The organism is Neobacillus sp. BP17, from assembly GCF_059579525.1.
Genome location: NZ_CM184198.1, coordinates 3,029,743 through 3,050,646, shown reverse-complemented (window position 1 = coordinate 3,050,646; position 20,904 = coordinate 3,029,743). Strand labels below are relative to the sequence as shown.

Annotated in this window: 22 protein-coding genes and 1 pseudogene; 20 read left to right on the top strand and 3 right to left on the bottom strand. The window is 37.7% G+C overall.

Going from position 1 to position 20,904, the window contains the following annotated elements; all coding sequences use genetic code 11:
- The first annotated feature begins 31 nt into the window (after positions 1 to 31).
- The 3 genes from trhO (at position 32) to AC4QJR_RS14765 (ending at position 4,257) form a co-directional block, all read left to right on the top strand.
- The gene (gene trhO, locus AC4QJR_RS14775) at positions 32 to 997 is read left to right on the top strand and encodes an oxygen-dependent tRNA uridine(34) hydroxylase TrhO (RefSeq protein WP_496523300.1); all 966 of its coding nucleotides are present in this window, start codon (positions 32 to 34) and stop codon (positions 995 to 997) included.
- A 137-nt stretch (positions 998 to 1,134) separates the two neighbouring features.
- Positions 1,135 to 2,922, top strand: a complete 1,788-nt coding sequence (pepF, locus tag AC4QJR_RS14770) for an oligoendopeptidase F (protein WP_496523299.1) — start codon at positions 1,135 to 1,137, stop codon at positions 2,920 to 2,922.
- Between the two features lie 132 nt (positions 2,923 to 3,054).
- Complete coding sequence (locus AC4QJR_RS14765) at positions 3,055 to 4,257, top strand: CapA family protein (RefSeq protein ID WP_496523298.1); 1,203 nt, start codon at positions 3,055 to 3,057, stop codon at positions 4,255 to 4,257.
- A gap of 35 nt (positions 4,258 to 4,292) precedes the next feature.
- On the opposite strand, the gene AC4QJR_RS14760 is transcribed toward AC4QJR_RS14765, so the two are convergent.
- Positions 4,293 to 5,813: a glycosyltransferase family 2 protein gene (locus tag AC4QJR_RS14760; RefSeq protein WP_496523297.1), complete on the bottom strand. Its 1,521-nt coding sequence runs from the start codon at positions 5,811 to 5,813 to the stop codon at positions 4,293 to 4,295.
- A gap of 230 nt (positions 5,814 to 6,043) precedes the next feature.
- Here AC4QJR_RS14760 and AC4QJR_RS14755 point away from each other — a divergent pair, with 230 nt between their 5' ends.
- Genes AC4QJR_RS14755 through AC4QJR_RS14735 form a run of 5 tightly spaced genes read left to right on the top strand, consistent with a single transcriptional unit; the run spans position 6,044 to position 10,976 of the window.
- On the top strand, positions 6,044 to 6,958 hold the full coding sequence (locus tag AC4QJR_RS14755; RefSeq protein WP_251458909.1) for a DUF7847 domain-containing protein: 915 nt from the start codon (positions 6,044 to 6,046) through the stop codon (positions 6,956 to 6,958).
- A 26-nt stretch (positions 6,959 to 6,984) separates the two neighbouring features.
- Positions 6,985 to 7,620: a DUF4129 domain-containing protein gene (locus tag AC4QJR_RS14750; RefSeq protein WP_496523296.1), complete on the top strand. Its 636-nt coding sequence runs from the start codon at positions 6,985 to 6,987 to the stop codon at positions 7,618 to 7,620.
- A complete protein-coding gene (locus AC4QJR_RS14745) occupies positions 7,620 to 8,741 on the top strand; it encodes a DUF4350 domain-containing protein (RefSeq protein WP_496526685.1) in 1,122 nt (373 codons plus the stop codon). The genes AC4QJR_RS14750 and AC4QJR_RS14745 overlap by 1 nt, the downstream gene beginning before the upstream one ends.
- Positions 8,738 to 9,667, top strand: a complete 930-nt coding sequence (locus AC4QJR_RS14740) for an AAA family ATPase (protein WP_496523295.1) — start codon at positions 8,738 to 8,740, stop codon at positions 9,665 to 9,667. The genes AC4QJR_RS14745 and AC4QJR_RS14740 overlap by 4 nt, the downstream gene beginning before the upstream one ends.
- Positions 9,618 to 10,976 carry a DUF58 domain-containing protein gene (locus AC4QJR_RS14735; RefSeq protein WP_496523294.1) on the top strand — a complete coding sequence of 453 codons (1,359 nt, stop codon included), beginning with the start codon at positions 9,618 to 9,620 and terminating at the stop codon, positions 10,974 to 10,976. Before AC4QJR_RS14740 ends, AC4QJR_RS14735 begins: the two co-directional genes overlap by 50 nt.
- Here the strand turns inward: AC4QJR_RS14735 and AC4QJR_RS14730 are convergent.
- The gene (locus tag AC4QJR_RS14730; RefSeq protein ID WP_496523293.1) at positions 10,954 to 11,928 is read right to left on the bottom strand and encodes a stage II sporulation protein M; all 975 of its coding nucleotides are present in this window, start codon (positions 11,926 to 11,928) and stop codon (positions 10,954 to 10,956) included. The genes AC4QJR_RS14735 and AC4QJR_RS14730 overlap by 23 nt on opposite strands.
- A gap of 109 nt (positions 11,929 to 12,037) precedes the next feature.
- On the opposite strand from AC4QJR_RS14730, the gene AC4QJR_RS14725 reads away from it, so the two are divergent.
- The 3 genes from AC4QJR_RS14725 to AC4QJR_RS14715 all read left to right on the top strand — a co-directional run bounded on the left by AC4QJR_RS14725 (position 12,038) and on the right by AC4QJR_RS14715 (position 13,983).
- Complete coding sequence (locus AC4QJR_RS14725) at positions 12,038 to 12,841, top strand: RDD family protein (protein ID WP_496523292.1); 804 nt, start codon at positions 12,038 to 12,040, stop codon at positions 12,839 to 12,841.
- A gap of 268 nt (positions 12,842 to 13,109) precedes the next feature.
- Positions 13,110 to 13,493, top strand: a complete 384-nt coding sequence (locus tag AC4QJR_RS14720) for a hypothetical protein (protein WP_375377136.1) — start codon at positions 13,110 to 13,112, stop codon at positions 13,491 to 13,493.
- Complete coding sequence (locus AC4QJR_RS14715; RefSeq protein ID WP_496523291.1) at positions 13,483 to 13,983, top strand: aminodeoxychorismate lyase; 501 nt, start codon at positions 13,483 to 13,485, stop codon at positions 13,981 to 13,983. Before AC4QJR_RS14720 ends, AC4QJR_RS14715 begins: the two co-directional genes overlap by 11 nt.
- A gap of 47 nt (positions 13,984 to 14,030) precedes the next feature.
- Here the strand turns inward: AC4QJR_RS14715 and AC4QJR_RS14710 are convergent, their stop codons facing one another.
- On the bottom strand, positions 14,031 to 14,285 hold the full coding sequence (locus AC4QJR_RS14710; RefSeq protein ID WP_375377134.1) for a DUF2533 family protein: 255 nt from the start codon (positions 14,283 to 14,285) through the stop codon (positions 14,031 to 14,033).
- Between the two features lie 237 nt (positions 14,286 to 14,522).
- On the opposite strand from AC4QJR_RS14710, the gene AC4QJR_RS14705 reads away from it, so the two are divergent.
- From AC4QJR_RS14705 to AC4QJR_RS14665, 9 genes and pseudogenes are all read left to right on the top strand, one after another.
- Positions 14,523 to 15,440: a cation diffusion facilitator family transporter gene (locus AC4QJR_RS14705; protein WP_496523290.1), complete on the top strand. Its 918-nt coding sequence runs from the start codon at positions 14,523 to 14,525 to the stop codon at positions 15,438 to 15,440.
- Positions 15,441 to 15,838: 398 nt separating this feature from the next.
- Complete coding sequence (locus AC4QJR_RS14700) at positions 15,839 to 16,237, top strand: DoxX family protein (protein WP_375377132.1); 399 nt, start codon at positions 15,839 to 15,841, stop codon at positions 16,235 to 16,237.
- 129 nt (positions 16,238 to 16,366) lie between these two features.
- Entirely contained in the window at positions 16,367 to 17,305 is a 939-nt protein-coding gene (locus AC4QJR_RS14695) for a ring-cleaving dioxygenase (RefSeq protein ID WP_496523289.1), read from the top strand.
- Positions 17,306 to 17,328: 23 nt separating this feature from the next.
- A complete protein-coding gene (locus tag AC4QJR_RS14690; protein WP_496526684.1) occupies positions 17,329 to 17,937 on the top strand; it encodes a flavin reductase family protein in 609 nt (202 codons plus the stop codon).
- Positions 17,938 to 18,285: 348 nt separating this feature from the next.
- A complete protein-coding gene (locus AC4QJR_RS14685) occupies positions 18,286 to 18,366 on the top strand; it encodes a hypothetical protein (protein ID WP_496526683.1) in 81 nt (26 codons plus the stop codon).
- A gap of 38 nt (positions 18,367 to 18,404) precedes the next feature.
- Positions 18,405 to 19,073: a ribose-5-phosphate isomerase RpiA gene (rpiA, locus tag AC4QJR_RS14680; RefSeq protein ID WP_496523288.1), complete on the top strand. Its 669-nt coding sequence runs from the start codon at positions 18,405 to 18,407 to the stop codon at positions 19,071 to 19,073.
- Positions 19,074 to 19,262: 189 nt separating this feature from the next.
- Positions 19,263 to 19,532 (top strand): annotated as a pseudogene (locus AC4QJR_RS14675) (phosphogluconate dehydrogenase (NAD(+)-dependent, decarboxylating)); the annotation flags it as partial.
- Between the two features lie 34 nt (positions 19,533 to 19,566).
- Positions 19,567 to 20,226, top strand: coding sequence for a fructose-6-phosphate aldolase (gene fsa, locus AC4QJR_RS14670; protein WP_496523287.1), 660 nt, complete (start codon positions 19,567 to 19,569; stop codon positions 20,224 to 20,226).
- Between the two features lie 203 nt (positions 20,227 to 20,429).
- The gene (locus AC4QJR_RS14665; protein WP_496526682.1) at positions 20,430 to 20,867 is read left to right on the top strand and encodes a MarR family winged helix-turn-helix transcriptional regulator; all 438 of its coding nucleotides are present in this window, start codon (positions 20,430 to 20,432) and stop codon (positions 20,865 to 20,867) included.
- Positions 20,868 to 20,904: the final 37 nt, after the last annotated feature.

Below are 20,904 nucleotides of genomic sequence, written 5' to 3'. Positions count from 1 at the left end.
TATATATATAAAAATTTGTAAGGTGGTAACCATGAATCAAGAATTTAGAGTGTTATTGTACTATAAATATGTAAACATAGAGAATCCTGAGGAAGTGACCCAGGAACATCTGCAATTCTGTAATGAACTTGGCCTTAAAGGCCGAATTATCATTGCTGCTGAAGGAATTAATGGTACGGTGTCAGGCACCATTGAACAAACTGACGCCTATATCAAATATATGAACGAACATCCGTTGTTCGCGGGTACTATTTTTAAAATTGATGAAGCTTCTGAACATGCCTTCAAAAAGATGAAAGTTCGGTTCAGACCTGAGTTAGTTACATTGCGTTTGGAAGATGATGTCAATCCGAATGTGCAAACCGGCAAGCATTTGAAGCCTAAGGAATTTTTTGAGGCGATGCAAGATGAAGATACGGTTGTTATTGATGCACGAAACGATTATGAGTTTGATTTAGGTCATTTTCGTGGAGCTGTCCGCCCGGATATTCTTAACTTCCGTGATCTGCCACAATGGATTCGCGAAAATAAGCAGGAGTTTGAAGGCAAGAAGATTCTTACTTATTGTACTGGTGGGATTCGCTGTGAAAAATTCTCCGGCTGGCTGCTTCAAGAAGGTTTTGAAGATGTATCACAGCTTGAAGGCGGAATTGTCACCTATGGTAAAGATCCCGAAGTTCAGGGAGACTTATGGGATGGTCAACTTTATGTGTTTGATGAGCGCATAAGTGTTCCTGTTAACCGTAAAGAGCATGTCGTTGTTGGGAAGGATTTTTATAGTGGCGAGCCATGTGAACGCTATGTGAATTGTGCCAACCCAGAATGTAATCGTAAAATCCTTTGCTCGGAGGAGAACGAACATAAGCACTTACGAAGCTGTTCACACGAATGTCGTGTTCATCCACGCAACCGTTATATAGCACAGCACGGTCTAAGTGAAGAAGAGGTAGCGCAAAGATTGTCTGTCATTGAGAAAGAAAAAGAGCTAACCAAATAAATTAATTAAAGGGAAACAGGTCATTACAGTGGCCTGTTTTTCTTATGTCTTTTAGGTTTTGCCAATAGGAATTTCGGAATATATTGATTATGATAAGAGTATAAAAACGGATTACATAAAAGGGAGCGGATATATAAATGGTGACCTATACTAATAGAAATGATGTACCCACGCATGAAAAGTGGAATTTAGACGATATCTATTCCGATAAGAGTAAATGGGAAGAGGATCTTCTAACTATAGAAGAAATGGCAAAAAAACTGAAACAATATGATGGAACGATTCAAGATGGGCACTCATTGTATCAATATCTTCATCAACGTGAAGAATTATCTTTCCTATTCAATAAGGTTTATGCTTATGCGATGTTGAGTGTGGATCAAAATACTAGGGATACCCAGGCTCAGTCCAACTTAGATCGCGCAAAACAACTGAGTGTAAAAGTAAGTGCGTCGACCTCCTTCTTTATGCCTTATTTATTAACACTAGACGAAGAAACATTATCAGGATACATAAAATCTGAAAAGAAGCTGGATTACTTTGCAGAGGACTTATGGGAGTCGTTTCGTTATAAACAACATGTATTATCTAAAGAACAGGAAGCCGTCCTTTCCCAATTAGGGGAAGCCCTCTCGGCTCCAGGGAACATTTTTGGGATGATGAATAACGCAGATATTAAATTCGGGGAAGTAACCAGTGAAGACGGGGAACGTGTGGAATTAACGAGGGGAATGTACTCTAAAATAATCGAAGATACGGACCGAGAAAAACGAAGAGAAGCCTATAAGGCATATTATCAGCCTTACCTGCAATTAAAAAATTCAATTGCTGCTACACTTTCAGCTGCCATCAAAACTAATGTGACTACGGCTAAAATCCGTCAATACCCTTCCGCGTTGGAAAAATCCCTGTTTGGGGATAACGTACCAAAAGAGGTCTATGAGAATTTAATCAAAACAACGAAGCAAAATATTCAGCCTCTTCATCAATATTCACGGATACGCAAGGAGACATTGAATCTGGATGAACTACGTCAATATGATATGAGTGTCCCACTTGTTAGTGGCGTGAAGCAAGACATTTCCTATGAGGAAGCTTATGATACGATGTGCAAGGCGTTAGCCCCATTGGGTGAGGACTATGTCAATATCCTGAAGGAGTTTAAAGAAAAACGGTATATAGATGTCAGAGAAACTCCTGGGAAGCGGTCAGGTGCCTACAATCTGGGAGTGTACGGCGTTCACCCCTATATCCTTCTCAATCATCAAGATGATTTGGATAGTTTCTTTACGTTGGTCCATGAATGCGGACATGGCGTCCACAGCCGTTTAAGTTCACAACATCAACCACAAATCACTGCCAGGTATAGTATTTTTGTGGCAGAAGTGGCCTCCACGGTCAATGAAGTATTATTAATTAACTACTTATTAAACAATGAGAAAAACCCTGATGTTCGGAAGCATTTAGTGAACCATTTCATCGACCAATTTAAGGGAACGTTTTTCACACAAGTGATGTTTGCCGAGTTTGAGATGAAGACCCATGAGATGGCTGAAAAAGGTATGCCGCTTACTGTCGAAGTATTTAACCAAACCTATGAGAAATTATTCCGCGAATATAATGGTGATGAGGTAGTCTTCGATGAGGAAGTTAAATTTGGCTGGTCAAGAATCCCGCATTTTTACCGCCCGTTCTATGTTTATAAGTACGCTACTGGATTTGCTTCAGCGATTCATTTGGCGACCAAGATTCTTGAAGGGGACCAAAAAACATTAACTTCTTATTTAGAATTCTTAAAGAGCGGCAGTTCAGACTATCCGCTTGAATTGTTAAAGAAGACCGGCGTTGATCTTACGACATCCTCCCCAATTGAAAACTCTTTAAAACGATTTGGTGAACTAGTAGAGGAATTCTCACAGATTTAATATTAATCCACCCTTTAATACCCATGACTTTCTCCCTCTGAAGAAAGCCATGGGTATATTTTTTTATAGTGTAATAGTTGAACTTATTGTAATATAAGGAAAGTTAAGTAAATTAAAGGGGTCATTTGGATTATGAATAGTAGAAGAGATAAATACCGAGGAAGGAAGAAATCGTTTCTCCCATTCCTTATTGTTGTTGTCGTGTTACTGATTGCGGGTGGTTATTATTTGAACAGCAGTAAAACGGAAGAGAATGCTGATTCGCAAATCTCCAATCTAAAGGAAAAAGCGGATGAGAAGATAAAAAAAGAGGAGCAAACGCAAGAGACTAAACAAGAAGTTGTCCCAGAAACAAAACCTGAACCTGTGAAAGAAACAACGATTAAAATTAGTGCAGCTGGGGATTTTACACTTGGTTCAGACGAATCGTTTAACTATAGTAGTTCTTTTATCAAAGCTGCTGATGACAATGGGTTGCCGTATTTCGTCAAAGGCTTGGATAATATTTTTATCAATGATGATTTTACAACGGTCAACTTAGAAACCACACTTACAAATGCAACCCAAAAAGCAGTGAAGACATTTCGTTTTAAAGGAGATCCATCCTATGCGAAAATCCTTGAATTGGGTGGGATTGAGGCTGTTAATTTAGCCAATAATCATATCCATGATTACCTCGATCAAGGCTATCAGGATACATTGACTTCTCTAGAAAAACAGAACATTGGTTACTTTGGGTATGATCATAAATATATTACAACGGTAAAAGAAACAAAAATCGGTGCTCTAGGATATGAGGGGTGGTCGGATACCCAAGAAATACGCAATCAAGTGGAGAATGATATTAAAGAGCTGCGAGCGCAAGGAGCGCAGATCATTCTCGTTCATTATCATTGGGGCAATGAACGCCATTATGTCCCTGATCATTCTCAGCAGTCGTTGGCCCGATTTACCATCGACAGTGGTGCTGACCTTATTCTCGGTCACCATCCACATGTGGTTCAAGGAATTGAAGAATATAAAGGAAAATTCATTGTATATAGCCTCGGTAACTTTATGTTTGGCGGAAATCGAAATCCAAGTGATAAGGATACGTTTGTTTTTCAGCAAACCTTTCATTTGAAAAATGGGGTTCTATCCGATACGAAAGAGATCAATATCGTTCCATTTTCAATTTCCTCGGTTTCTTCAAAGAATGATTATCAGCCTACACTATTAACTGGCTCAGAAAAGAAAAGGGTCAAGCAAAAAATCATTGACGGTTCTAACAAAATCAAAGGCTCTGATTGGCTAGTTTATGAAAACAACGACCATGTCGTGAAATCTAAAAACTGAATGTTCACTAAAAAGGGACAGTCCTCACTGTCCCTTTATTTTATAGATGAAATTTTTAAACCGATGTTTGAGTAGATGGTATCGTAAAAAGTAAACTGACGGTTTTTATAGTGATAGTTGTTTTTGCCTGGTGTTGGTTTGCGGATGTTAATTTTCAAATAATCATTAAAGCGTAAAAAAATGGAGTAGTTCGCAGCTGGAAGTTGGCCTAATGCCTCTAAGTCGAGTTCTAATGTCCCATTTCCGTTAGTATCTATGTATACCGGAAGAATTGATTCAAGCAATGCGTTATTTGAATTCCGAACCAGTCCATGTGAGAGTGTATCAATGTGATCACCAAACACCTTAAATTTTAGCGTATATTTATACTTATCGATATATTCCTCATTTAGTATGGAATGCATGGGTACGCGGATATATTTATATTTGTCCTCTAAAAACGGTACAACCGCATAGGGAAGATTGTCTTTGATAATGACCTCTTTAATTTTCTCCTTCTTTTCCCAGGCAAAAAGATTCTCAAGGTCTTTATATTTCCTATCGCGAAACAAGTGATAAACCACCTTATTCATCGGTTGGAAAAATTCCTCAGAAAACTCATAATTTAATTTCTTTGTTGTTTTTAACACTTGGTTAAACTTATAGTAATAAACGCGTTTCAGCCTCGTTTTTTGAAAATGTGGTGTATGGAAGAATCTTGTAATCGAATCAAATTCATAGAGACGGTTTAAGACCATTTTCTGTTTTTCAATATCTAAATCTTTCTTAATAATATGATTAATCACTTTGAGATTACAATTTGTTTTTTGGATAATATTCGTTTGATTGGTTAAACGCGAATCCTGGTTATCCATCCGATTTAAATAGTAAATAGGTTGTGCTGTCGTCGAAATTGTCCGGCAGTGGGTTAACACATCAATAAAAAATTGCTTGTCTTCCGCAAATTTCATTTCAGGAAATAAAATTTGATTGTCTTTTATGACACTCGTTTTAATCATTCGTGCTCGTGGTCCTAAATGATGGAAAATATGCGGTATTGAAAAGGGGGATTCCCTTCGTCTTTCTTTACAAGATTCATGTTCACCAACTATAGACATCCCTTTAGATGTGACCTGTATAGTTTTTCCTACTGCATAATCATCGCCAGTTTCTAATAGAATGGACGATAATACTTCTAAGCCTTTAGGGTCAAGCCAATCATCGGCATCTAGGAACGTAATATAATTAGACCGAGCCAATTGGATTCCGATATTTCGGGGGTGGCCAGGTGTGCCCGAATTTTTTTTCAGGAAAACAACAATGATGTTCGCGTATTTCGCGGAGTATTCTAAGAGGATTTCTCTTGAGGAGTCCGTGGAACAATCATCGATTAATATATATTTGATTTGATCCACGCCGAGTGATTGATTAATCACAGAATCGATGGTTTTTCTGAGTGATTTTTCCGCGTTATAAACGGGGGTAACGACAGTGACCAATGTAGGATCCTGTTCAGTGGGTAATTTTTGATCAACAATATAGTAATCTTTTGCGTTTTTATTCCAAATCCAACCCATGTTTTTTCACCTCATCCTTCGACCAATTCTAGTGTTTGAATTCATATTTATGTAAAAAACTCCAAACCATTATTTATTTTTGGACAAAATATCGAATCTTATTCGAAAATAATTAACGTTACATCTTAGTTATCCAGATTTTGCGTACATTGACAACTTTTTACACTACATATATCTGAATAATGATAAAATAGGTCATATTCATAATTTTATCTAGGAGGATTTAAACGTTGGAAAATAAGTTTTCTACCCCAAAAGGATTTGGCGAAATACTCGACCACACCTTTCAACTAACTAAAAATCGCTTTAAGGACTTTTTCATGATTTTACTGATTTTTATGGGTCCTGTTTACCTGGTCCAAGCGATCTTGCAACTAAGTTCTGGAACTAGCTTTTTTAGAGAGGTTGGCAGTGATGGGGAATGGTTTGACCAAATTCTTACGAGTTTTGAAGAATCAGGCACATTCGATTCCAGCAGTTTGGGTGCTGACATTGGTTTGATTATTATCGGTATACTTAGTGCTATTTTGGCACCTGTTGCTGAGGCGGCCATTCTCTTCACTATCAATCATGTCCGTCGAAATGAAGATTATTCGGTGGGTTCGGTCATTAAAGAGGCCTTTTCCCGATTTTGGCCAATCATCGGAAGCAGTATTTTATTCGGTTTGATTAGTTTGGGGATTATCATTGTTCCAATCGTAATTATCGCATTCACAGGTGTGGTTGTTGCGGCCGCTGTTCATCCGGTCGGAGGAATTCTTCTTGGAATCGTCCTGTTTCTTGTCTTTGCTATTCTTGTAGGACTTTTATTAACTCGCTGGAGCTTTTATTTTGGCTCTGTTGTCCTTGATAAAGTTTCACCCGGATTAGGAAGAAGTTGGAGATTAACAAGAAAGCGTACATGGGTATTGCTGGGACTTTATATCGTCTTTTATTTAATTATATCGTGTATTTCTTTTGGTGTTCAAATGACTTTTGGCATGGTTTTAGGGAACAGTGTGTTGCTAACACTGATTACAAACCTCATTACCTTAGTCACGACAATGATTTTCTCTGTAGGCTATGGGGTTATGTATCTGGATGCCAAAACTCGACATGATGCAGACGATTTAAAAGAGATGCTAGAAGAATTCAAAACGGTTTAAAAAACCTATTATGTTAGGTGATGAAAATGTTCAATGCAGACAAGGCACGTGGTGACCTTGAAGAAATATTAAAAGGAAAAGAATATCAAGTTTATTACGAATCAAAAGGATTAATTGCCACATGGTGGGATAAAGCAAAAGAATGGATAGCCACCCAACTGGAAAAATTATTTCCAGCCATCGATTCCGCGAGCAGGGTGTCAGGCACCATTCTTATTGCGATCATAGTACTAATTGTTTTCTTACTTGTTTTTGCTGCTTTTTTTGTGATTCGGAATATGCGACGCAATCGAATCCTCCGCATTCAAAAACCGCTTCAATCGAGGAAAGAATTGAATTGGACCTCGCAAAGACATCTTGCTGAAGCAGATATGAATGAGAGTTTTGAAGAATATACACTTTCCACGCGCCATTTATTTTTAGCATTGCTTCTTTCTTTTCATGAAAAAGGATTGCTTGAGGCTAGAATTTGGAAAACCAATTTGGACTATTATGATGAACTAAGGAAAGTAGATCAGTCGATGGCAGAACAATTCTTTCAATTTGCACAACTTTTTGAAGGTGTGACCTACGGGGAACGGACCGTGAATAAATCGGAATATATACAGTTTCATCAGAAGGTATGGAAGGTACTTGGCGATTTGAGGGAGGAGAATAGTTGATGAAATCTCTCTCCAACATGCGTACCTGGATTGGCTTGGTCATCCTGCTTGGTTTGTTTTTGCTCTTTAGTTATTTAAGTTCGACACCGAAGCCGAAGTATTATCCCAATTACGTGTCTGAGTCACCTGCTCCTAGTGGGGTAAAAGCATTTTATACATATGTTAAGAAGGAAAATGAAGGAAAGGTATGGAGACATTCTCCAGATTTACTGTCTACCAAACCAGACCACCAACTGCTAATTATGGTCGAGCCAGCTATTAGCTTTGAAACGGAGAAGATGCAGGCTTACAGTAATTATATGAAAGCCGGCAATACCATTTTATTGTTGCAAACCAATCCACAAGGGATGTTTGATATTAAAACGAGTGGAACAAATTCAAGTGAGTCGCAGAAGGTTTTTACGCAAGACCAAACATCCTATCGTGCTCAAATTCATTCAACTATCCGTTTGCAGACGAAAAAAGGAGATCGGGTGTTGCTTTCTGATCAGACCGGTCCTATTTCAGTCAAACGGTCTTTTGGAAAAGGACAATTAATTGTGAGTGTTACCCCAGAGTGGATGACGAATGGGAATCTATTAAAGAGGGATCATTTACTCTTGCTACTGTATCTATTAAATGAAGAAAAATCAAACACCATTCTGTTTGACGAATACATTCATAGCGGTGAGAATGCACCTACAGTTTGGAATGTTTACCCGATGTGGTTTTTGGTTCTTGTTATCCAGATGATTCTTTTAATGACGTTATGGCTTTGGCTGAAAGGAAAGCGATTCGGACCTATTTTCGTCCCAAGGGAAGAATCGGTTCGCTTTAGTGATGAAGGGTTGAAGGCATTGGCTGCTTGGTACCTCCGGGGTAGACGATACCATGACTCGATCATCATCCAATCAGATTATGTCAAACTTCTTCTCCAGGAACGTTGGCAGATTCCGTATCATAGAGAATGGTTGGATTTATCGAGTTATATGGAGAAGAAGTGGACTCGAATGTCTGCTAATGAAATCAACTCCTTTTTAACAGGTTTGGTTCACATTCTTGAAAAAGAAACAATCACAAAACAGGAATTCTTATTATGGTCGAAAAGGCTCGAGCAATTAAGGAAAGAGGTTGAAGAATGAAGACAGAATTAACATCTTTTTTAAATAAATATGAAGAGCGGATTTTTGGACAAAGTCTAAATCTTAAACTATTACTATCAGCTATTTTAGCTGATGGCCATGTCCTATTAGAAGGGGTGCCTGGCACTGGAAAAACACAAATGGTGCGTACACTTGCCAATCTCTTAGGGGGGAGCTTTAACCGTATCCAGTTTACCCCAGACTTATTACCAAGTGATATCACTGGGAGTACAATTTACAATATGAAGGAAAGTACCTTCCAAACGCTAAAGGGGCCGATTTTTACAAATATCCTGTTAGCCGATGAAATTAACCGGACCCCTGCAAAGACACAGGCTGCCCTGCTCGAAGCCATGGAAGAGAAACAGGTAACAATCCAAGGTGAAACCTATCCTTTACCCGAGATGTTTTTTGTGGTTGCCACCCAAAACCCCATTGAATTTGAAGGGACGTACCCACTTCCAGAAGCACAGCAGGATCGTTTCCTCTTCAAGCTTAGAATTGAATTTCCAAGCTTCGAAGAAGAGAAAAATATCCTAAAACACATGATTGAAAACAGCTTTGACGAAAAGCTTGTGTCAGCGATCTTAGAAATGGACACGTTTATAGAAATTAGAAGAGACATTGAAAAAGTTACAGTGAGCGAGAATGTATTAGATTATATCATGAAGATTGTCAGGAAAACACGTGAATCAGAATCCATCCGATTTGGGGCTAGTACGAGAGCTGGAATTTCGATTGGCAAGGGAGCGCAAGCGTGGGCCTACCTTGCAGGCAGGGATTACGTTACACCCGACGATATCAAAATGGTCGCTAAGCCAGCCTTACGACATCGCATCCAGTTATCGCCGCATGTAGAATTGGAGGGAGCAACCGTTGACCAAATTATTGAAGAGCTGGTGGGCTCGGTTCCTGTTCCAAGATAGAGGAGTTATACCGACTAGAAGATTAGTATTGGTTTTCCTCTTTCTATCCATTGCATTAGTGATTAGTACTATTTGGGGAATATCATGGAGCCTGGTCATTGCCGCCAATCTTATATTATTTATGGCCAGTTTGTTTGATTTGTTTTTTTCACCTTCTAAAAAACAACTTTCATTTCATCGGATAGTTTCTAGGGAATTTGAGAGAGGACAAACTTATCCGGTAACGATCGAGGTTCAGAATGCTTCAAGCTATCCTTTCTCATACCGTCTTGTTGATGACTTGCCACAGTCTTTTGTAAGGCCATTTCCAATCGCCGGGTCGATCCCTAAGGAAGCAATTGTGAGCATTTCTTATGAAACTAATGCGATGACCAGAGGCATGTACGAAGTTAATAAGATTTATTTTCGCTATTCCAGTTTGCTTGGTTTGTGGGAAAAGCAGGTGACAGTTGAATTGTGGGAAGAAATAAAAGTTATTCCAGATTTAACTGAAACTAAACAGTATTTAGAAAATGCCCAGAAATATTTGGTGTACGAAGGGGTAAAGATCCGGAGGCAGCGAAGCGGGGTTGGTGATTTTTCCAAGATTAGAAGTTATGTGGTGGGAGATGATCCACGGAAAATCAACTGGCGACAAACCGCTAAATTCCGAGAAGTGATGACGAATGAGTATGAACCAGAGCATGGAAAATATATTACCATTTTAATTGATTGTGGGAGAATGATGGGGGCAGAATTGTCACAGGGAAATCGATTAGAAAAAGCGTTAGAAGCCGCCTTGACGGTAACAGCTGCAGCCCTCCAAAAGGGGGATTATGTGTCGGTCCTTGCCTTTTCCAGGGATATAAAAGTCTTTGTACCGCCTGCTAAAGGAATGGCGCACCTGCAGACGATTCTCCAAGCAATCTATTCAGTAGACGTAGATGCCGCTGAAACAAATTATGCAGCGGTGTTGCAGTACTTAGAAACGGTGCAAAAGAAACGAAGTCTGCTGTTATTATTTAGTGATGTACGGACCTTCCTTCACGAGGAAAGTGGCTTAATCCTCTTAAAACGACTTCGGCAGCGGCATTTATTTTTAATGATTGGAATTGAAGATCAGACACTTTTAAAAAGAGTGAATGAGGAGCCGAGTACGGTCCCAGCAGCGATGCAAAAAAGTATGGCGCAGCAGCAAATTTTGTTTAAGAAAAGGGAAAAGAAAAAATGGGAAAAGCAAGGCCTCGTTATGATCGAGGCCCGTGAGGAGCAATTAGCGATTACTGCCGTTTCTCAATATATTGATATTATGAATCAGAATCTATTATAGCTTTCTTTCGTTTGATCTTGCCAATCGCTACATAAAGGATCAGTCCAATCACGGTTAAGATAGCAACAATGTACTTTGCTTCTAATGAAATCGCAGCCGGGGTAATGAAGCCTTCGATAATACCCGCTATGATAAACAAAGGAATTGTACCGAGCAATAGTTGAACGGATCTTTTTGCATGCTGCTTTAATTGGAAACTTCGAGAATATTGTCCAGGTACAAATAGCTTATAGCCCATTAATAGCCCAGCGCCGCCAGCAATAAAAATAGCTGTGAGTTCGATCATTCCATGTGGAACGATGTATGCCCAAAAATCATACGATTTTCCGTGATGCCAAAACAGGGCAGCAAGCGCTCCAATAATGATGCCATTGTAGACCATTAAATAACCGGTTACGAGCCCAAAGGTGATGCCCCCAGCAAAAGCAAAGATGGCAACTTTAATATTATTTGTCATGATGCTCGCCGACATGAGGGAGGAGTCTACCGCTTTATGACCCTTCCCGAGTTGGTCAGGGTCCACACCTTTGGCAATTTCCGCAGGGAGAATCGAATAGATATGCAATGGATCATTCAGAACAGATAAGAAGCTTCCAAAACCGCCAATGAGAAATAAGATCATCGCAGCTATGACAAACTTCCATTGTTCAAGCAAGAGGCCAATAAATTTTTGACTAAAAAAATAACGAATTTGTTTGTAGCTAGAGACTTGGTCTTTGTACAAAAGATTATGTGATTTCGCCACAAGGCCGTTCAAATAATTGGTGACTTCATCATGAGGAAAATAGGTTTGACTGTAAGAGAGATTCTGGGCTGCTTTTTGATAGAGTCGATGGAATTGCGTTATATGATCTCCTGTAATAGCAGGTCTGCGCTTACTCATGGTTGCCACTAATTGTTCTAGCTGTTTCCAATCTTCTCGATGCATTTTGACAAATTGTTTAACATTCATTCTGACACCTACTTTTAGGGGCTGGGAAAATAAGACTTTATTCTCCTTATTATAGTAATATTGTAGAAAAATAGAAATAGAAATTATCATCTCGTCATGGAGGAAACTTATGAACGAAGATCATTTAGATATTAAAACACCTGAATTTGTTTCCATTCAGTTTCAGATAGCTGGTTTAGGCAGCAGGTCGGCTGCCTTTATTATCGACCAATTGCTTTTAATGGCGTTTAATATTTTGTCTTTGATTGTCCTTTTTTTCGTTTTAGATGGCATGTCTAAAATGGAATTTATTTTCATCGGGAATTCACTGCCTATTGCAATAACAATTATTGCACTGTTTATCGTTAATGGGGGTTACTTTTTTGTGTATGAGTTTTTCTCAGGCGGAAGAACACTTGGGAAAAAGCTAATGGGGATCCGGGTCATTCAAGAGAATGGTCACAGCATCACCTTGCTGTCCAGCTTTATTCGGAATTTGATTCGGATCATTGATTCATTGCCAACAGCATATTTTCTAGGAATTATCATGATTTTTTTCCACTCGAAACACAAACGGCTAGGCGATCTTGTGGCTGGAACGATTGTTGTCCATGAGCGCAGTGCAAAACGGAAAAAGAAACTCTCCCCTATAGAAAATGAAATCGACATCAGAGGACTTTCAAAAGATGATCTTACGCTTGATGAATGGACGCTGAAATCATTAGGTATGAGGGATTGGAAACTTATCAAAACCTATGCAAATCGGTTTCTGCATATACCATTAGACGAAAGAAATCAACTAACGGAACAAATCGCTATGATTTTATTTCCGAAAATCGGATTGGACCCCTCAGGGAAAACCACCGCTGAGTTAGAAAACAACCTTCTTGTGCTTTATTTAGTACTTCTTGATGAGTGGGAGTTTGAACTGTGAGAACAAATAATCCATTACTAAGATCTTTTCGAGGTAAAAATATTAGAGAGGAGAAAGCAAAAGCAATGCATTTGTCATTGCTTTTTTATTTTTCAAAAAATGTAAATTAATACCCAGGCAACATTAGTAATTATATAGAATTAGAGGTTCGATTTGTAAAATCTATCCGACTTGGGTCTTATTTAGTCGGTTTTAGTCGAAAAATTTATTTTTACGATGTATAATAGGTAATTGTGGATTGCTGTGTGTTAATAAGGAGGAAATTAATATGATGGAATGGACAATAATTCTATTGATTGCGATATCTGCTGTTTTGCTCATCGTTTCAATGGCATCGAATCGTAAAGTAGAAAAACAAAAACAAAAAGAAATTGATTTGGTTCATGTTGCGGTAATGAAAGATATCAATAACGTACAGGAGCAAATTCGAAGTCTAGAACTAGATATTGAAGTGGTCACCAAGGAAGCAGGCATTCACCTGACTCCTGAGGAAGTTATTTTCAAACGCGAAGTACTAGATTTATATAAACGGAAATATTCAATTGAGACTATTGCACAGAAAAAACAGGTTTCAGAGAGTGAAATTCAACAATTTCTTGCACCGTATCTAGCAGCTAAGGATGAAAGGAGCAAATTAGCCCATGAAATTTAATGTAGTGAGCAGCTTTGCGGCCGGAATTCTTCTAGCTACGACCATATGTGGTGCTGTTTACTTTTCTGAAGATCCTGTTGTCACAAAAGCAACTGCCAAACCAGCTAAAACCGAGCAGAAAACAGTTGCTCAACCAACTGAAACCGAGATGAAGGACAAACTTCTAGCTGCTGGATATGTTGTTCAACCAAAGGCAGAATATGATAAGACGCTTGAGGCAGCAAAAAAATCAGCTTCAGCTTCCACCGCTTCCACCGCTACTAATGGAACCCAAAAGATTGCCTACAGATCCGTTATTTCCGTTACACAAGGGATGACGAGCATCGATGTCGGCAAAATGCTTGAAAAAGCGAAAATCGTACCTGATGACTTTAAATTCTCAAAAGATGTCGAGAAGAAGGGTGTCGAAAAAAACTTACGCCCTGGTACATTCGTGGTTGATACAGAAATGACCTATGATCAAATTATCGCTACTATTTTTAAAAAGTAATAAAACAAGACGGACAGTATAATTAAATACTGTCCGTCTTTGTTTTATCAGTTACTTTTATTTACAAATTCTTGAACCATTTCGCCCGTAACGAATTCTCGTGTTGGGATAAAGCGCAGGTTGATTTTATTTATACTATTTGTTACGGCGTTTATTTTATCAGTTGAAAATGGTAGACCCTGTTTACATAAAGCAATCGCTTCTTCGATATATTGCTCACGTTGTTGATCGAGCGCTAAGAATTGTTGATAGGTTTCATGCTGATTTGCCGCATGTTTAATTAGATCTTTATGTACACTCATGATATCACTCCTAAAATATATTTATACAATCATACCACAATTACTTGAGGAAGAGACGCATATATAATTATAGTAAATAGTGCTACTTATGAAGTTGTCATGTACGCATTTAAGATAAATAAGAATAATACTAGATTCAGTCGAATATATTTTCTTATTAGATTGAATAATAGACTAGAAAAAATTTTTCCCCCAAAAAACTTTAAAATGAAATTTTTTAATGGCAAAGGAGGTACTATGGGGCACAATCACACTCATCACAATCAAAATAAAAAAGCTTTGATGGTCGCGTTTCTCATTATTACCGTTTTTATGGTTTTAGAGTACATTGGAGGGAAGTTGACAAATAGTCTAGCTCTTCTTTCAGATGCTGGACATATGTTAAGTGATTCCATTTCCTTGGGAGTGGGATTACTAGCTCTTATTTTAGGAAGACGGGCGGTAAGCGAGAGTAAAACCTTTGGTTATCAGCGCTTGGAAATTTTATCAGCTTTATTTAATGGGGTTCTATTAATTGTTATTTCTATTTTAATTATGTGGGAATCATTTCACCGTTTTACTGAACCTCAAGTAATTTCAGGTCCGGGTATGCTTTTGATATCTAGTATAGGCGCGTTCGTGAATATAATTGTCGCTTGGATTATGCATCAATCAGAAACTAGTGATAACATTAATATGAGAGCTGCTTTTTTACATGTAATTGGTGATTTACTGGGTTCTGTTAGTGCTATAATTGCTTCCTTACTGATTATGTATTTTGGTTGGACCATTGCCGATCCGATTACAAGTTTAATTGTTTCCCTATTAATTTTAAAGAGTGGGATTGGAATTTCCAACGATGCCGTTCACATGCTGATGGAAGGCAGACCAGCGAACTTAGATGTTGAAAAGGTGCGAGAAACATTACTTCAAATTCCAGGTGTGGTAAGTATGCATGATTTTCATGTGTGGAGTATCACATCAAATTTTCCATCGATTAGCTGTCACTTGGTGATTTCATATCCTAATCATGACTCGATTTTAAAGAATGCATTAAGAGAATTACACGATACTTTTGATTTGGAACATGCGACCATTCAAGTGGAAAGTGTTAATGCTGATTTGGACCAATATGAACATATTCGTTGTAATCATTTTGTAGGGAAAGGATTTTGACCGAGTTGAAGAAAATTTGAACAGGGTCACCGAGCCTTCTTAAAGATAATAAACAAATATCGTTAATTTGTTTTATAATAAAGGCTGCTTAATAAGCGGCCTTTTCTTAGTTTTTAACGGATGCTGAATATGTAATAAGTACAATGTAAATTCGTTTTAAAAATTGAAACACATAAATAAAAAAGGTTATTGACAAAAATTATTATAAGTACTAATATTATCTCATATTCAAGATATTTAATTTCAAGATTTATTAGGAGGTGAAACGGGTTATTGAGATGAAATACCTGTCCAGATGATTGCCGAGTCATATTTTGAATAAAGTAAGGAGTAAAGTTCAACTTTTTTTAAAAATAATACCTCGAATTCGAGGTAAAAACATTTAGGAGGATATTAAGATGATAAATATTGGTTTATTAATAATTCGTTTGGTAATTGGTGTTTTATTCATTGGTCACGGTGCTCAAAAATTGTTTGGTTGGTTTGGTGGTTATGGTTTAAAAGGTACAGGTGGCTGGTTTGAATCCATTGGTATGAAACCAGGGGTTACAATGGCTCTTTTCGCAGGATTAGCAGAACTTATTGGAGGAATTTTGTTTACTTTAGGACTTCTTACCCCGCTTGCAGGAATTATGATTGCAGGGACGATGGTAATGGCGATCGTTAAAGTGCATGCTCCAAACGGTTTATGGGCAACCTCAAATGGTTATGAATATAACCTAACGCTACTTGCAGTTGCTATTGGTATAGCTTTAATCGGTCCGGGTCAATATGCACTGGATGCATTTTTATTCTAAAATATCTCGAAATAGAGATTCTTAAATTAAAATAAATTTTATAAGACTTTAAAATCATAATGAAGAACAAAATAAGGTATCAACGTCCTATATTTAACAATATTTAATATGAAGAAGGAGATTTTAAAAATGAGTAAAAAGACAATGGGTATTCACCATATCACTGCAATTGTCGGTCATCCGCAAGAGAACGTAGATTTCTATGCAGGAGTATTGGGTTTACGTTTAGTCAAGCAAACGGTTAATTTTGATGATCCAGGTACGTATCACCTTTATTTTGGGAATGAAGGTGGGAAGCCAGGGACAATTATCACCTTCTTTCCATGGGCAGGAGCCCGTCAAGGCATTATCGGTGACGGTCAAGTAGGAGTTACTTCCTATGTAGTTCCTAAAGGTGCCTTGGGATTTTGGGAACAAAGATTAGAAAAGTTCAATGTTCCATTTACTAAAATGGAACGCTTCGGAGAGCGATATTTGGAATTTGATGATCCTCATGGGCTTCACTTGGAAATTGTTGAAAGAGAAGAAGGGGAAGTCAATTCATGGACCTTCGGAGGGGTCTCAGCGGATGTTGCCATAAAAGGATTTGGTGGAGCAACGCTATTATCTACACAACCGAACAACACAGCAGAATTGTTAGAAAAAGTAATGGGACTTGAATTAGTGGGTAAGGAAGGAGATTTTGCTCGTTATCGTTCCACTGCTGATATTGGAAACGTTATTGACCTTAAATTAACTACGATTGGACGCGGTCAAATGGGTGTAGGCACAGTTCACCACATTGCATGGCGAGCTATTGATGATCAAGACCAATTGGATTGGCAAAAGTATGTGGCGGCAAATGGATATGGTGTCACTCCCGTAAAAGACAGAAATTATTTCAATGCTATTTACTTCAGGGAACATGGGGAAATTTTATTTGAAATTGCAACTGATCCTCCAGGTTTCGCACATGATGAATCACAGGAGACAATGGGTAAAAAGTTGATGTTACCTGAACAGTATGAAGCACAAAGAGCACAAATTGAACGAGGTTTGCTTCCATTTGATGTAAGAGTACTAGAATGATTTTACGAAAGGGAATGATATCTTTGCTTTCGATTGATCCAGCCTCCATGTCTGAAAGAGAAAATTATAAATTTCTAATAGGAAGTATTATACCTAGGCCAATTGCTTTCGTTACAACGATTTCAAAAGAAGGCGTTCTGAATGGTGCGCCATTTAGTTATTTTAATATCGTCTCATCCAATCCCCCCATGATTTCATTATCTATTCAGCGCTCAGCGGGGAGACAGAAGGATACAGCTAGAAACATCATCGAATCTAAGGAATTTGTCATTCATATTGTTGACGAACTTAATGTTGATAACATTAATAAAACAGCTGCAAATCTTCCTCCTGATCAAAGTGAAATAGATTTAGCTAAATTAACTCCATTAGACAGTGTTAAGATTTCTGTTCCTGGTGTAAAAGAAGCGAAAATTCGAATGGAATGCACATTAGAGCATTCCTTAGAATTAGGAGGTTTGGATACACCTGGGTGTGATTTTATTATAGGAAAAGTTGTTCAATTTCATGTTGAAAATGATATTTATGAAAATGGAAGGATAGATCCAAGGGGCTTAGCAGCAGTAAGCAGGCTGGCTGGAAATAATTATGCGAAAATCGGTGAGATTTTTGAAATAAAAAGACCTAAATAACTCCTCTATAATATTTCACTATTAATGTTCGTAAAGAGTTTAAAATATCAGGACTAATAATTTAGCCAATAGCCAATCGACAATGATCGATTGGTTTTTTATATTTATTTTTTTGAGGTGAGCTTAGAAGATATAGGTTTGGCAGAGTGGTATTTAAATTTATCTTTAATTTGAGATACTTTACTTGACGAAATTCGAAATTAAGATATATTATGGTTACATAAAGTTACCGAGATTAATAAAGATAACCTTAAAAATTCACAAATAATAAAATGATTAGGAAGTGAACACTATAATCGAAGTCCTGTGACACTAAATATTAAGGGACATAATTAATAAACGAATGTAATTGTAAGAAAGGACACTCCTGAAACTCAAATCTTTCAGAAGGCATGGGAACAAGTTGAAATACAATGGACAAATTATTAATGGAGAAATCCCAACTTTAGATGAAGGGAGATAAAGCCTTGAATGAAAAGAAAGAAGTTGGAGAAAAAGCTATTGAATATGTGAAAGACGGCATGGTAGTTGGTCTCGGTACAGGTTCTACTGTATTTTATACCATCACTAAGCTTGGTCAGTTAGTAAAGCAGGGACTTTCAATTAAAGGAGTTCCTACTTCTGAACAAACGAAACAATTAGCGATAAAACTTGGCATACCACTTGTGTCGTTCAATGAAATTGAGCAAATTGATGTCACGATTGATGGAGCAGATGAGGTAGATCTTGAATTGAATCTCATTAAAGGCGGCGGAGGTGCTCTTTTAAGAGAGAAAATAATCGCGAACGCAGCTAAAAATTTCATTGTCGTTGCTGGCTCTGATAAAAATGTAGATACATTAGGTACTTTTCCACTGCCGATAGAAGTGGTTCCATTTGGTTACGAAATGACAGTAAAACATATCAGGGAACTTGGAGGCAGTCCGAAGCTGAGACAAATGGATGGGACCCCTTATCTAACAGATAACGGTAACTATATTATAGACAGCAGTTTTCAAGAAATTACACATCCAGGAGAGTTAGAGAAAAACCTTAACCACATACCAGGTGTAGTTGATAACGGATTATTTGTAGGAATGGCAGATATTGTTATTACTATTAAAGATAAAAAGCTTGCAACGAAAGTCAGAAGCTAGAATATGGGAGAAATCAGGTGATGGAGTTGCAGTTTTTAAGCAGTTTGGATTTACCGTTGATCATGTTGTCTGTATTTCGAAAAGTATCTTATAACATTTATTATATTATTTTACAACATTGGAGGAGAACATAATGAAGGGAGGACTTATTGGTTTAGGAAAAATGGGGTTAAACTTAGGACAAAATATAATGGATCCGTTATTCGTTAATGGCTGATGGAATTAACAGAAAATGCATTCGCAAAATATCCAAATTTGGAAGAAATTAAAGGGATTATGCACTCCTCAGGTGAAGGAAAATGGACTGTAGAGGCAGCCTTAGACCTCAAAACAGCAAAACCAGTCATTGCTATGTCATTACTAATCCGTTATCGCTCGCTTGAAGATGATACCTTTACCGGTAAGGTGGTAGCAGCACTTAGAAATAAATTTGGTGGACATACTGTCGAAAAGAACTAATAAATACTTTATAAAAAAATTGGAGGAAACGATTATGAAATTCTTTATAGATACTGCAAATCTAGAAGAAATCAAAAAGGCTTATAAAATTGGTGTGTTATCTGGTGTTACAACTAACCCTTCATTAGTTGCTAAAGAAGGCGTGAAATTCGAAGATCGTATTGCAGAAATCTTAAATGCCGTTCCAGAAGTAGAGTCAGTTTCAGCCGAGGTAACACCTAATGCGTTAACTGCTGACCAAATGATTGCAGAAGCAAATGAGCTTATTAAAATTAACGGCGGGGATAAGAATATTACCATTAAGCTTCCAATGACACTTGATGGTCTAGAGGCTTGCCGCTATTTAACTAAAAAAGGTGTAAAAACCAACGTTACCCTGATTTTTAGTGTGAACCAGGCATTGTTGGCAGCACGGGCCGGAGCAACATATGTTTCACCATTCTTAGGACGTTTAGATGATATTAATGAAGATGGGGTAGAACTGGTTGCAAAAATTGCCGAGATGTTCCGAGTTCAAAATCTAGATTCACAAATTATTGCCGCATCTGTACGTCATCCTGATCATGTAACCCGTGTAGCGTTGGCTGGAGCTCATATTGCAACCATTCCTTTCAAGGTTATTGAGCAATTATCAAAACATCCATTAACAGACCAAGGACTTGAAAAATTTGCCGCTGACTGGAAAACTGTTTAAAAATTGCTGAAAGGGCGTTATCTCAAAAAACGCCCTTACTCATAACTTATATGAAGAGGTGCTGAAGCAGTCATTGAAGCATTGTCAAAGTAACTGTAGATTTAAAAATAAGATCAAGAAAAATATCTTGAATTCAGGATATTTTTCTTGCATTTTACTCACTTGAGGTGTAAAGTGATAGTAACGAAAGGAGATGAGTCATGTTGAGAAAAAATACACTTGGTTCATTAATTTGGTTGCGTATTGCTCGATTTACACATCAAAGTAATTTATTATCAAATGATTTCTTAAAACAATACGGGATCACAGCTGCACAGTTTGATGTATTAAACCAGGTTTCGACTTATCAGCCGATCACACAAAGTCAACTTGCCACCAAAGTAACGGTGTCGGAGGGTGGAATTTCTCGTATGCTTACTCGACTTGAGCAAGATGGATATATACAGCGTAAGCAAGACTGGAAAACCAAATGGATTACCTTGACGAATAGAGGGGAAAGGAAAATGAATGAAGTTTTTGAACACCAACTTACTTTCCAAACGTCCATTCTCAATGAGTGCTTAACAGAGGAAGAGCAAAAAACACTATATAATCTAATGAGTAAGCTACAAAAACATACTGAGAATAAATTAGAAAAATAAGGATTCTTTTACTTGTGGTAATTGGATGATATTATTT

Excerpts from the sequence above, each read along its gene's own strand:
- AC4QJR_RS14750 (WP_496523296.1), top strand. The coding sequence starts at position 6,985 with ATGTTCAATGCAGACAAGGCACGTGGTGACCTTGAAGAAATATTAAAA.
- AC4QJR_RS14745 (WP_496526685.1), top strand. The coding sequence starts at position 7,620 with ATGAAATCTCTCTCCAACATGCGTACCTGGATTGGCTTGGTCATCCTG.
- pepF (WP_496523299.1), top strand. The coding sequence starts at position 1,135 with ATGGTGACCTATACTAATAGAAATGATGTACCCACGCATGAAAAGTGG.
- AC4QJR_RS14725 (WP_496523292.1), top strand. The coding sequence starts at position 12,038 with ATGAACGAAGATCATTTAGATATTAAAACACCTGAATTTGTTTCCATT.
- AC4QJR_RS14760 (WP_496523297.1), bottom strand. The coding sequence starts at position 5,813 with ATGGGTTGGATTTGGAATAAAAACGCAAAAGATTACTATATTGTTGAT.
- AC4QJR_RS14720 (WP_375377136.1), top strand. The coding sequence starts at position 13,110 with ATGATGGAATGGACAATAATTCTATTGATTGCGATATCTGCTGTTTTG.
- AC4QJR_RS14710 (WP_375377134.1), bottom strand. The coding sequence starts at position 14,285 with ATGAGTGTACATAAAGATCTAATTAAACATGCGGCAAATCAGCATGAA.
- AC4QJR_RS14765 (WP_496523298.1), top strand. The coding sequence starts at position 3,055 with ATGAATAGTAGAAGAGATAAATACCGAGGAAGGAAGAAATCGTTTCTC.
- AC4QJR_RS14740 (WP_496523295.1), top strand. The coding sequence starts at position 8,738 with ATGAAGACAGAATTAACATCTTTTTTAAATAAATATGAAGAGCGGATT.
- trhO (WP_496523300.1), top strand. The coding sequence starts at position 32 with ATGAATCAAGAATTTAGAGTGTTATTGTACTATAAATATGTAAACATA.
- AC4QJR_RS14705 (WP_496523290.1), top strand. The coding sequence starts at position 14,523 with ATGGGGCACAATCACACTCATCACAATCAAAATAAAAAAGCTTTGATG.
- AC4QJR_RS14700 (WP_375377132.1), top strand. The coding sequence starts at position 15,839 with ATGATAAATATTGGTTTATTAATAATTCGTTTGGTAATTGGTGTTTTA.
- AC4QJR_RS14695 (WP_496523289.1), top strand. The coding sequence starts at position 16,367 with ATGAGTAAAAAGACAATGGGTATTCACCATATCACTGCAATTGTCGGT.
- AC4QJR_RS14730 (WP_496523293.1), bottom strand. The coding sequence starts at position 11,928 with ATGAATGTTAAACAATTTGTCAAAATGCATCGAGAAGATTGGAAACAG.
- AC4QJR_RS14715 (WP_496523291.1), top strand. The coding sequence starts at position 13,483 with ATGAAATTTAATGTAGTGAGCAGCTTTGCGGCCGGAATTCTTCTAGCT.
- fsa (WP_496523287.1), top strand. The coding sequence starts at position 19,567 with ATGAAATTCTTTATAGATACTGCAAATCTAGAAGAAATCAAAAAGGCT.